Genomic DNA, 10,845 nt, shown 5'->3' with positions numbered 1-10,845 from the left:
ACCCCGCCCCCGCCGCGGCTTGACAATCACATAGGGACACCCCCCCGTGAAGAGGGGCCACCCCAAAAAACGACGAAGGCCGGGACCCGCGAACGCTCTTCGCGTGCAGGTCCCGGCCTTCGGTCGAGTGGAGGTGCCGGGAATTGAACCCGGGTCCTCTGGCGCCTTGCCTAGGCTTCTCCGTGCGCAGTTCGCTCTGCCTCTACTCGGCCCCACCGGTCACGCGAACAAGCCGGTGTGACGGGCCCAGCCGCTGTGGGTTTCCCTTCCGGTCCCCGCGGCCAGGTCCGGAAGGTGAGCCTCCTAGCTGATGCCGGCTACCGGGACGGAGGCGCTCCCGGGCCGACAGACTCGCACTCGCTCAGGCAGCGAGGGCGAAGTCGCGCTGACTATTAGTCTTGGCGCTTATTTGGTTACGACGACGCTTAACGGTGGTCTCTCGCCTGCACCGGCACGCTTCCCTTGACTCAACGTCCAGAGTCGAAACCGTTCACCCCCTTGATGGTGTTCCGTTACCAGCATAACGCCCGCGGCAACCGGGTTTGTTCCGCACCGGGTGGGGTTGTCCCTACCCCGGCGACGCCCGCGCGCCCCATGGTCCACCAGCGGAAATCTCGCGATGCTGGTTCCGTGCTGCTGAGAGAGGAACGGATCATGGGGCCGACGTATTCCGCGCTGGACGGCACTCGCCCGCGCCCGCCGGTGCTCGGCGCGCTCGGGTACCTGCTGAGCAACCTGCCGCTGGGCGTCGCCGGGTTCGCCCTGATGGTGACGCTGTTCACCGCGGGCCTGGGCACCGCGATCGTGTGGGTGGGCCTGCCCGTCCTCGGCCTCGCGGTGCTGATCGCCCGCGCGGCCGGGCGGTTCGAGCGCGCCCGGGTGCACCGGATGCTCGGCACCTACGTCGTGACCCCGTACAAGCTGCTGCCGGAGTTCGGCCTCCGGGCCCGCTGGCGTGCGCGGCTGACCGACGGCGCGACCTGGCGGGACGCCCTCTACCTGGTCCTGCTGCTGCCGCTCGGGATCGCCGAGTTCACGATCATGGTCGTCTTCTGGTCGGTCGGGCTGGCCGCGACGGCGCTGCCGTTCTACTGCCAGTACCTGCCCGGGGGCGCGTACTTCTTCCCCTCGGGTGACGCGCGGTGGATCGTGGTCGACTCGCCGGTCGACGCGCTGCCGTGGGCCGCTCTCGGGCTGGGAGTGGTTGCCGTCGCGATCAGCGTGACCCGGGCGCTGGGCACCGCCCACGCGTTGTTCGCCCGCGCCATGCTCGGCCCCGGCCCGCGCGCCCGCCGGCTCGCCGAATCCGCCACCGACCAGCCGAACACGGTGGCATGATGAGCCCCGTGGCCGGTGAACACGGGCCGATCGAGCAGCCGCGCCCGGGGGCCGCGAAGTCGATCGTCTACATGATCTCTTCCTTCGCGCTGCGCCTGGTCCAGTTCGTGCTGGTCGTGGTGCTCGGTCTGGTCGGGATCGCGACGACGGTGATCTGGGTCGGCATCCCCATCCTGCTGCTGACCACGAGCATGGTGCGCGGGTTCGGCAACCTGGAGCGCCGCTGGGTGCGCAAGATGCTCGGCACTCCCCTGCCGCCCGCCGACCGCGCGCCGGTCGAGGGCGGGGTGCTGCGGCGGTGGCGGATGCGCCTGGTCGACGGCACGACGTGGCGGGACCTCGCCTACCTGCTGGTCGCGTTCCCGCTGAGCGTCGTGGAGTTCGTTATCGGCCTCGCGTCGATCGTGCTGGTGCCGATGGCGATCTGGGTCGCGCCGTGGATCGGCTGGGTGCACGGTTCGCTGGCGGTCGCCCTGCTCGGCCCGAACCGCGCCGAACGGCTGCGCGTCAAGGCACAGCAGTTGCAGGCGTCGCGGGCGCGCGGGGTGGACGCCGCCGAGGCCGAGCGCCGCCGCATCGAGCGGGACCTGCACGACGGCGCCCAGCAGCGGCTGGTGGCGGTGGCCATGAACCTGGGCCGCGCCAAGAACAAGCTGGACCGGGAACCGGAGGCCGTCCGCGCGCTGATCGAGGAGGCGCACACCGACGCCAAGCTCGCGGTGTCGGAGCTGCGGGACCTGGCGCGCGGCATCTACCCGGCGGTGCTCGGCGACCGCGGCCTGGACGCGGCGCTGTCCGCGCTGGCCGCGAAGACGCCGATCCCGGTGGAGGTGACGGTCGACATCGAACCGCGCCCGCCGGCCGCCGTGGAGACCACCGCGTACTTCATCGTCGGCGAAACCCTGACGAACGTCGCCAAGCACTCCGGCGCGACGGAAGCGCAGGTCAAGGCCTGGCGCACGGACGACAAGGTGATCATCGAGATCACCGACAACGGGCACGGCGGGGCCGAGGTTCGGCCCGGCGGCGGGCTGGCCGGGCTGGCCGACCGGGCCGCGACGATCGACGGTGTGATGACGGTGGTGAGTCCCCAGGGCGGGCCGACGGTGGTCCGTGCCGACCTGCCGTGTACCTGGTGACCCGGTTCGTGAGTGAATAGGGCGAATTCGCTCACGAACTGGGGGTTGGCGGAATGCGTGTGGTGATCGCCGAGGACGAGGGCCTGCTGCGGGCCGGGGTCGAGCGGTTGCTCGCCGACGAGGGCATCGACACGGTCGCCGCGGTGGACACCGGCGACGCGCTCGTCGGGGCCGTCACCGAACACAAGCCGGACCTGGCGATCGTGGACGTCCGGATGCCGCCGACGTTCACCGACGAGGGCCTGCGGGCCGCGCTGGCCGCCCGCGAGGCGGTGCCGGGCCTGCCGGTCCTGGTGCTGTCGCAGTACGTCGAGGAGAGCTACGCGGTCGAACTGCTGTCCGGCGGGGCCGGCGGCGTCGGCTACCTGCTGAAGGAACGCGTGGCCGACGTGGCCGACTTCCTCGACGCGGTCCGCCGGGTCGCCCGGGGCGGCACGGCCATCGATCCGGAGGTGATCGCGCAGGTCATGGCCCGGGGACGGAAGAACCCGCTGGACGCGCTGACCGCGCGGGAGTCCGAGGTGCTCGGGCTGATGGCGCAGGGCCTGTCCAACTCGGCGATCGCCGCGACGCTGGTCGTCTCGCACGGCGCGGTCGAGAAGCACATCGGCAACATCTTCGCCAAGCTCGGGCTGGAGGCCAGCGCCGAGGAGCACCGCCGGGTCCGCGCGGTCCTCACCTACCTCGGCCGCCCCTAGCGGGTCCAGGGCGGCACGATCGTGGTGCCGCCCACGGCGCCGACCATCCCGATCGACGTGCACACCGTCGCCTGCGCCGGTTCCGTGCCCGGGTTGTCCAGCCGGAACAGGGTGTCCGGCGGGACGATCATGGCGTCTCCTGGGGCGAGCGGGTGCACCTCACCGCCGAGGGAGAGTTCGAGCACGCCCGACTGGAGCACGAACACCTCCTCACGGCTCACCGAGTGCTCCTCGCCGGTCGTCCCCGGCGCGAGTTCCAGCAGCCACACGGCGAGCTCGGCGGATCCGCGACTGGGCACGGCGAGCGGCCGGAACACCGCGCCGCCACGTTCGAACCGCGGTGCTTCCGCCAATGTCGCGACGGGCATGTCTACCTCCAAGTAGTCAAGCAGCTTTACCAGTAATAAGGTAAAGGAGCTTGACCATCTAGTCAAGGAGCTTGACCATGACCGCTGGCGACATGCCGGGCCTGCTCGCGCTGACCTTCCGCGCGCTGATGGACGAGATCCACGAACGCCTCGCCGAGGAGGGATTCGGCGACATCCGTCCCGCGCACGGCTTCGCGTTCCACTTCCTGTCCCACCGCGCCGCCACGGCCGTCGAGCTCGGCGAGCACCTCGGCATCACCAAACAGGCCGCCGTGCAGCTCGTCGACGAGCTGGCCACCCGCGGCTACGTGGAACGCCGTCCGCACCCCACCGATCGCCGCAGCAGGCTGGTCGTCCTCACGCCGCGCGGCTGGCAGTGCGTCGACCGGGTGGTGGCGCTGTCCAAGGAGGCCGAGGCGCGGTGGGCGAACCTGATCGGCGACGGGGATTTCGCCCGGGTGCACCAAGGCTTGTCGGCGTTCGCCGCCGAGGCGGCCCGACATCGGAGGGTCACCGTGCGCCCGGTGTGGTGAATCGCTCCTCACCCGTTCTGACGGCGGCGCCCGGTCCGCCGCTCACCTACCATGGGCGGACGTCGACATTTTCCCGCACGAGGAGGGCGCCATGACCGAAGAGAACGTCCGGTTCTTCGGCGGCCCCCTCGACGGCCGGGTCCAGACGCTCGACGACCCGGTGAGCGGCACGGTCATGCGGCACGTCCACCTGCACGAGGGCCCCAAGATCGAGACCTTCTACCAGCTCGGTTTCACGCCGGAGGCCGGCTGGGAGTACCGGCTCTGCGGCCTGCCCGCCTCCGAGGTCGACGAGGCTCGCGAGCTGTAGGTAGGGCACACCCCACCACGGTCCTGCACCTGTCCCCCGCCCCAAGACGGCGGTCTGCCCCGCTGTGCCGGACACCCGTTCCGACCAGGCTGAACGCATGCGAACAAGCATGCGGCCGGCCCCGGCGGGAGCCCGCGACACCTTCCTCGACGTGGTCCGCGCGACCGCGATCCTCGCCGTCATCGGGCAGCACTGGCTGATGCCCGTGCTCAGCTACGACGACGGCCACCTCGCGACCGGCAACGCGCTGGCCACCCCCGGCTGGTGGGCCCTGACCTGGCTGTCCCAGGTCATGCCGATGGTGTTCTTCGCCGGTGGCGCGGCCAACCTGATGTCGATGCGCCGCGCCGCGTCGACCCGCGATTGGCTGTCCACGCGCCTCAAGCGCCTGCTGATCCCGGTGCTGCCGCTGTTCGCGGTGTGGCTGCTCGCCCCGGACCTGCTGCGCGACCTGGGCGCGCCGGAGCAACCGGTGCAGATCGCGGGCGCGATCGCCGGGCAGTTGCTGTGGTTCCTCGCCGTCTACCTGATCACCGTCGCCGCGACGCCGCTCATGCTGGCCGCGCACCGGCGCTGGGGCCTGGGCGTGCCGCTGGTGCTGACCGGGCTCGCGCTGATCGTCGACTTCGGACGGTTCGAGGTGTTCGGCCCGCTCGGCTACGCCAACGCGGTGTTCGTCTGGCTCGCGGTGCACCAGCTCGGTTTCTCCTACGCCGAGGGGCGTCTGGGCACGGTGAGCCGTCGCGGGGCGGCCGGGCTGGCCGTGGCCGGGTTCGGGGTGACCGCGCTGGCCGTCGCGTTCGGCCCGTACCCGGCGAGCATGATCGGCATGCCGGGCGCGCCGGTGTCCAACATGAGCCCGCCCACCGCGGTGCTGATGAGCCTCGCCGTGGGGCAGGTCGGGTTCTGGCTCGCGCTCAAGCCGACGCTGGCCACCCTGGCGCAGCGCCCCGCCGTCGCCGCCGTGCTGCGCTGGAGCGGGCCGCGGTTCATGAGCCTGTACCTGTGGCACATGCCGGCGCTGGTCGTCGTCGCGGGCATCGCGGTGCTCGGGTTCGGTTACGCGACACCGGAACCCGGCAGCGCGGACTGGTTCGCCGTCGCCCCGCTGTGGGTCGGCGCCGCCGCCGTCGTGCTGGCCGGCCTGCTGAAGGCGTTCGGCCGCTTCGAAACCCGGCCCAGCCCGGCCGGTGCCGTCCCGGCCGGACAGCTCGCCGCGGCCGCCGTGCTCGGCTCGGCCGGACTGCTCGGCCTGGCCGCGAAGGGGTTCACCACCCCGCTGGGCAGCGGGACGCTCTCCGGTCCGATGCCCTGGGTCGCGCTGGTGCTGGCCGCCTTGGTGCTGGCGTCGAAACCGGTGCGGGTCGCGGTCAGACGTTGAGCAGCTTCGCCGGGGTGTCGTGCAGGACGGCCCGCAGGAAGTCGTCCCCGAGGCGGTCGTCGGCAGCCCAGCCGGCGACCGCCCGCAGTTGCGTGGCGTAGGAGTAGGGGATGTTCGGGAAGTCGGTGCCGAGCACGATCCGGTCGGCGATGTCCGCCAGCCGGCTGGTCCAGTCCGGCGGCAGCGGCATCAGCTTCTCGGTGAACGGGACGCCGACCATCGTGGTGTCCAGGTGGACGCGCGGGTACCGCTCGACGAGCGCGAGCGCCTCGTCGTACTCGGGCATCCCGGCGTGCGCGAGCACCGCGGTCAGCCGCGGATGCCGGGCCAGCACCTCGCCGAACACGTCGAGCCCGGTGTGCGGGCCGGGTTCGGGCCCGTGTCCGGCGTGGACGACGACCGGCACGCCGGCGTCGGCGAGCGCTCCCCACGCCGGGTCGAGCAGCTCGTCCCGCGGGTCGTAGGCGCCGACCTGGACGTGCGCCTTGAAGCAGCGGGCGCCGGCCTGCAGCGCCTCGGCGACGTAGGTGGCGGCCGACGGTTCCGGGTAGAGCGTCGCGGTGGGCACCGCGGCCGGGACGCGCTCGGCGAACTCACGCAGCCAGCCGTTGAGCCACTCGGCCATGCCGGGCTTGTGCGGGTAGGCCAGCGGCGCGTACCGCAGCACCCCGAACGACTCGAGCAGCGCGACCCGCTCGTCCTCGGTCACCCGGTACTGGATGGGCCAGTCGTAGCCGGTGCGCTCACCGATGCGGTCGAAGTAGGCCCAGACCTTGACCAGCATCCGCTCGGGCAGGAAGTGCAGGTGCAGGTCGACGAGGCCGTCCAAGCCCAGGCCGCGCACCCAGTCGCGGATGTCCTCGTCGCGCTCCGGCCCCACCTAGCGGCGGCCCTTCAGCGCCCGCCCCATGGCGCGGGTCATCTCGCGCTGGGCGTCCCGCTTGGCCAGGTCCTGGCGCTTGTCGTAGGCCTTCTTGCCCTTGGCCAGCGCCAGCTCGACCTTGACCTTGCCGTCCTTGAAGTACATCGACAGCGGGACGAGCGAGAGCCCGCCCTCCTTGGTCTTGCCGATCAGCTTCTCGATCTCGCCCTTGTGCAGCAGCAGCTTCCGCTTGCGCCGCGACTCGTGGTTGGTCCACGTGCCGTGCTCGTACTCGGGGATGTGGACGTTGCGCAGCCACACCTCACCGTCGTCGACGGTGGCGAACGCGTCGACCAGCGAGGCGCGGCCCGCGCGCAGGCTCTTCACCTCGGTGCCCACCAGCGCGATTCCGGCCTCATAGGTGTCCAGCACCGCGTAGTCGTGCCGCGCGCGGCGGTTCGACGCGATCACCTTGGAGCCTCGTTCCTTGGGCATAGGTCCAGGTTATCCCACACGTCCCGGCTGGAGCACGGCGTTAATGCCGCACGTAGAGCCGCAGCGTCAGGTACCCGGTGGTGGCCGAGATGATGATCGACGCCAGCAGCAGCCACGGCGCCACCACGATCACGTCCAGCACCTGGATGTTCGGGATGATCCCGCCGGTGACGGACAGGATGCGGTCGATGAACGCGAACTTCGCCGCGATCAGGCCGCCCACCGCGATCGCCCAGCCGATGACGCCGGTGACCACCGCTTCCAGGAGGAACGGCAGCTGCGTGTACCAGCGGGTGGCGCCGACGAGCCGCATGATGCCGACCTCGGTGCGCCGGGTGAACGCCGAGATCTGCACGGTGTTGGAGATCAGCAGCAGCGCGGCGAGCGCCTGGATGAGGGCGATGACGAACGTGCCGTCGCGGACGCCGCCGAGGACGCCGAAGAAGCGGTCGAGGAACTGCTTCTGGTCGTCGACTCGGGACACGCCCGGGCGGGTGCCGTACTCCTGGGTGATGACGTCGCTGCGGCTCGGGTCCTTCAGCTTGACCTGCAGCGACGCCGGCAGCGCCTCGGGGCGGGCCGACTGGACCAGGATGGGGTTGTCCTGGAAGAGCTTCTTGAACCGCTCGTAGGCCTCGTCGCGGTTTTCGAACACGACGGACTCGACGGCCGGGTTGCTGTTCAGGTCGGCCAGCAGTCCGCGGCACGGGTCCTGGGCGCAGGTCTTGTCGTTGGCGCTGACGTCCTGCGTGAGATACAGCGAGACCTCGACGTCGGCCATGTAGTTGACCTGCATCTTGTCGATGGTCCGCACGATCAGCAACCCGCCGCCGAGCATGCCGAGCGAGATGGCCGTGGTGATGATCATCGCGATGGTCATCGTGATGTTGCGGCGCAGGCCGGTGAAGACCTCGCTGAACACGAAACTGGCACGCATCGGGGAGCTGGTTCCTCAGGTCGGGGGCTGGCGGGGTTCGGGGTGACTATCGGCCGACGCCGTACACGCCCCGGGCGTCGTCGCGGATCACCTTGCCGAGCTGCAGCTCGACGACCCGGCGCCGCATGGAGTCCACGATGGAGTGGTCGTGGGTGGCCATCAGGACGGTGGTGCCGGTGCGGTTGATCCGCTCCAGCAGCAGCATGATGTCCTGGCTGGTGTCGGGGTCGAGGTTCCCGGTGGGCTCGTCGGCCAGCAGCACGAGCGGCCGGTTGACGAACGCGCGGGCGATCGCCACCCGCTGCTGCTCACCACCGGACAGTTCGTGCGGCATCCGGTCGGCCTTCCCTTCCAGCCCGACCAGCTCGAGGACCTCCGGCACCACCTTCTTGATGGTGTGCTTCGGCTTGCCGATGACCTCGAGCGCGAACGCGACGTTCTCCGCGACGGTCTTGTTGCCGAGCAGCCGGAAGTCCTGGAAGACGCAGCCGATGGTCTGCCGCAGGCGGGGGATCCGGCGGCGGGCCATCTTGGCGACGTCGAAGTTGGACACGAAGACCCGGCCCTTGGTGGGGACCTCCTCGCGCAGCAGCAGGCGCAGGAACGTCGACTTGCCGGACCCGGAGGGCCCGATCAGGAAGACGAACTCGCCCTTGTCCACGTCGACCGACACGTTCTCGAGTGCGGGACGCGTCGACGTCTTGTAGACCTTGGAGACACTGTCGAGCCGAATCACGGTGGGCCATACTACCCACGCGCGTCGTCAAGCCCGGGTTGGCCTATTGCGTAGGTCTCAGCGGTTACTCCCACCCGTCGCCCGCCCCACCCGCACAAGGAGGCGCTCCGCGCCGCTGATCAGGCAGAAGTGCCTTGCTTGCGCCAGCGGATACCGGCCTCGAGGAAGTCGTCGATCTCCCCGTCGAGCACGGAGCTGGGGTTACCCACCTCGTGTTCGGTGCGCAGGTCCTTGACCATCTGGTACGGGTGCAGAACGTAGTTGCGCATCTGGTTGCCCCAGCTGCTGCCGGAGTCCTTGAGGGCGTCGAGCTCGGCGCGCTCCTCCTCCTTCTTCTTGAGGAGGAGTTTGGCCTGGAGGACCTTGAGCGCGGCGGCCTTGTTCTGCAGCTGCGACTTCTCGTTCTGGCACGAGACGACGATGCCGGTGGGCAGGTGGGTGATACGCACCGCGGAGTCGGTGGTGTTGACGCTCTGCCCGCCGGGGCCGGAGGAGCGGAACACGTCGACCCGGATGTCCTTCTCCGGGATCTCGACGTGGTCGACCTCCTCGACCTCGGGCAGCACCTCGACGTGGGCGAACGACGTCTGGCGGCGGCCCTGGTTGTCGAACGGCGAGATCCGGACGAGCCGGTGGGTGCCCTGCTCGACGGAGAGGGTGCCGTAGATGTAGGGGGCCGCGACCTTGAAGGTGGCCGACTTGATGCCGGCCTCTTCGGCGTAGGAGATGTCGTAGACGTCGGTCGGGTAGCCGTGGCGCTCGGCCCAGCGCAGGTACATGCGCAGGAGCATCTCGGCCCAGTCGGCCGCGTCGACGCCGCCGGCTTCCGCGCGGATGGTGACCACCGCGTTGCGGTCGTCGTACTCGCCGGAGAGCAGGGTGCGGACCTCGAGGGCGTCCACTTCCTTGGCGAGGCGGGTCAGGTCGCCTTCGGCCTCGGCCTTGCTGGCGTTGTCGCCCTCGGCTTCGGCGAGTTCGTGGAGCACCTCGAGGTCGTCGAGCCGCTGGCGCAGTTCGGTGACCCGGCGCAGCTCGGCCTGCCGGTGGGACAGCTGGCTGGTGACCTTCTGCGCGGCCTCCGGGTCGTCCCACAGGTTGGGGTTGGACGCCTGCTCTTCCAGGTCAGCCACCTGGGCGCGCAGGGCGTCGAGGTCCATGACGGACTCGACCTGCGCCAGTTTGCCGGCGAGGTCCTTCAGGTCGGCTGCGAAGTCACCACTCACAACCTTCAAGGTTACGGCACGGGGCGCGGCCGGTTACGGGAACCGGCCGCTTCGTCCCTCGTGGCCGGTCAGAGCCCGTTGACCACGTCGACCAGCTTCAGCGCGCCGCGGACGCACGTCTGGTGGTATTCGGCGGTCGCCTTGGTGAGGGGGTCGGCGGCGGCCTTGACCGCGGCCTTGGCCTCGTCGAGTTCCTCCTGGTAGGTGGCCCGCGCCGTCTCGATGAGGGCGGCACGCTGCTTGGGCGTGAGCAGCCCGGCGTGCACGAGGCGCAGGATCAGGGGGCTGCGGAGGTGGTCGGGGCCGGCGTCGGAGGTCAGCCAGGCCTTGAAGGCCTTCTTGCCGGCGGCGGTGATCACGTACTGCTGGCTGGAGCGCGGTCCTTGCTTGCCGAGCCGGACGAGCCCCTCCTTGGCGAGGGCGGGCAGCTCGCGGTAGACCTGGCTGCGGGTGACGCTGAAGAACGTCCCGAACCGCTCCTCCGCCGCCGCAACCAGCTGCCCCCCGGTGGCCGGGCCGTCCTGGAGCAGGCCGAGCAATGCCGCTGCTGTTGCATTGAGTTCAGACACCCCTACAAGGTGCCACTTTTCCGCCGATCTGTCCACAGTGGTCACCGTCAATGTCCACAAAGGTCATTACCTTCCCCCGTCCGGCCCAATCGGGGGTGCCCCAAGCGCACGAAAGAGGCCCGGTTCAGATGAACCGGGCCTCTTCCTGCTGGTAGCGGGGACAGGATTTGAACCTGCGACCTCTGGGTTATGAGCCCAGCGAGCTACCGAGCTGCTCCACCCCGCGCTGTAAGACCCACTATACACACCCCACACC

Annotated in this window: 13 protein-coding genes, 1 tRNA gene and 1 other RNA gene; 6 read left to right on the top strand and 9 right to left on the bottom strand. The window is 70.3% G+C overall.

Features of this window, described 5'->3' with window-relative positions; all coding sequences use genetic code 11:
- Positions 1–125: 125 nt before the first annotated feature.
- Positions 126–498, bottom strand: a transfer-messenger RNA (tmRNA) gene (gene ssrA, locus D0D28_RS34370).
- A 156-nt stretch (positions 499–654) separates the two neighbouring features.
- Between ssrA and D0D28_RS34365 the strand changes: the two genes are divergently transcribed.
- The 3 genes from D0D28_RS34365 to D0D28_RS34355 are packed head-to-tail and all read left to right on the top strand — an operon-like array spanning position 655 to position 3,175.
- Positions 655–1,338 carry a sensor domain-containing protein gene (locus tag D0D28_RS34365; RefSeq protein WP_116115348.1) on the top strand — a complete coding sequence of 228 codons (684 nt, stop codon included), beginning with the start codon at positions 655–657 and terminating at the stop codon, positions 1,336–1,338.
- On the top strand, positions 1,338–2,477 hold the full coding sequence (locus D0D28_RS34360) for a sensor histidine kinase (protein WP_116115346.1): 1,140 nt from the start codon (positions 1,338–1,340) through the stop codon (positions 2,475–2,477). The genes D0D28_RS34365 and D0D28_RS34360 overlap by 1 nt, the downstream gene beginning before the upstream one ends.
- 53 nt (positions 2,478–2,530) lie before the next feature.
- Positions 2,531–3,175: a response regulator transcription factor gene (locus D0D28_RS34355; RefSeq protein ID WP_116115344.1), complete on the top strand. Its 645-nt coding sequence runs from the start codon at positions 2,531–2,533 to the stop codon at positions 3,173–3,175.
- On the opposite strand, the gene D0D28_RS34350 is transcribed toward D0D28_RS34355, so the two are convergent.
- Entirely contained in the window at positions 3,172–3,543 is a 372-nt protein-coding gene (locus tag D0D28_RS34350) for a cupin domain-containing protein (RefSeq protein WP_094006710.1), read from the bottom strand. The two genes, D0D28_RS34355 and D0D28_RS34350, sit on opposite strands and share 4 nt — an antisense overlap.
- A gap of 77 nt (positions 3,544–3,620) precedes the next feature.
- Between D0D28_RS34350 and D0D28_RS34345 the strand changes: the two genes are divergently transcribed.
- The 3 genes from D0D28_RS34345 to D0D28_RS34335 all read left to right on the top strand — a co-directional run bounded on the left by D0D28_RS34345 (position 3,621) and on the right by D0D28_RS34335 (position 5,767).
- Entirely contained in the window at positions 3,621–4,076 is a 456-nt protein-coding gene (locus D0D28_RS34345) for a MarR family winged helix-turn-helix transcriptional regulator (protein ID WP_094006711.1), read from the top strand.
- A gap of 91 nt (positions 4,077–4,167) precedes the next feature.
- A complete protein-coding gene (locus D0D28_RS34340) occupies positions 4,168–4,386 on the top strand; it encodes a hypothetical protein (RefSeq protein WP_094006712.1) in 219 nt (72 codons plus the stop codon).
- Between the two features lie 97 nt (positions 4,387–4,483).
- Positions 4,484–5,767, top strand: a complete 1,284-nt coding sequence (locus D0D28_RS34335) for an acyltransferase family protein (protein WP_116115342.1) — start codon at positions 4,484–4,486, stop codon at positions 5,765–5,767.
- Here D0D28_RS34335 and D0D28_RS34330 read toward each other — a convergent pair.
- The 7 genes from D0D28_RS34330 to D0D28_RS34300 form a co-directional block, all read right to left on the bottom strand.
- The gene (locus tag D0D28_RS34330; protein WP_094006714.1) at positions 5,757–6,647 is read right to left on the bottom strand and encodes an amidohydrolase family protein; all 891 of its coding nucleotides are present in this window, start codon (positions 6,645–6,647) and stop codon (positions 5,757–5,759) included. The two genes, D0D28_RS34335 and D0D28_RS34330, sit on opposite strands and share 11 nt — an antisense overlap.
- Positions 6,648–7,124 (bottom strand): SsrA-binding protein SmpB, encoded by a 477-nt coding sequence (gene smpB / locus D0D28_RS34325; RefSeq protein ID WP_094006715.1) that lies wholly within the window; start codon positions 7,122–7,124, stop codon positions 6,648–6,650. It abuts the gene before it with no gap.
- A 40-nt stretch (positions 7,125–7,164) separates the two neighbouring features.
- Positions 7,165–8,061 carry a permease-like cell division protein FtsX gene (gene ftsX / locus D0D28_RS34320; protein WP_094006716.1) on the bottom strand — a complete coding sequence of 299 codons (897 nt, stop codon included), beginning with the start codon at positions 8,059–8,061 and terminating at the stop codon, positions 7,165–7,167.
- 46 nt (positions 8,062–8,107) lie between these two features.
- Positions 8,108–8,797: a cell division ATP-binding protein FtsE gene (ftsE, locus tag D0D28_RS34315; RefSeq protein WP_094006717.1), complete on the bottom strand. Its 690-nt coding sequence runs from the start codon at positions 8,795–8,797 to the stop codon at positions 8,108–8,110.
- A gap of 119 nt (positions 8,798–8,916) precedes the next feature.
- Entirely contained in the window at positions 8,917–10,020 is a 1,104-nt protein-coding gene (gene prfB / locus D0D28_RS34310; protein ID WP_094006718.1) for a peptide chain release factor 2, read from the bottom strand.
- A 68-nt stretch (positions 10,021–10,088) separates the two neighbouring features.
- Positions 10,089–10,589 carry a PadR family transcriptional regulator gene (locus tag D0D28_RS34305; protein ID WP_116115340.1) on the bottom strand — a complete coding sequence of 167 codons (501 nt, stop codon included), beginning with the start codon at positions 10,587–10,589 and terminating at the stop codon, positions 10,089–10,091.
- Positions 10,590–10,738: 149 nt separating this feature from the next.
- A tRNA-Met gene (locus D0D28_RS34300) sits at positions 10,739–10,815 on the bottom strand.
- Positions 10,816–10,845 lie beyond the last annotated feature (30 nt).

The organism is Amycolatopsis ruanii (genome assembly GCF_003385175.1).
In the GTDB taxonomy this organism is placed as follows: Bacteria; Actinomycetota; Actinomycetes; order Mycobacteriales; family Pseudonocardiaceae; genus Amycolatopsis_E; species Amycolatopsis_E thermalba.
This window is presented reverse-complemented; position numbering and strand designations above follow the sequence as displayed.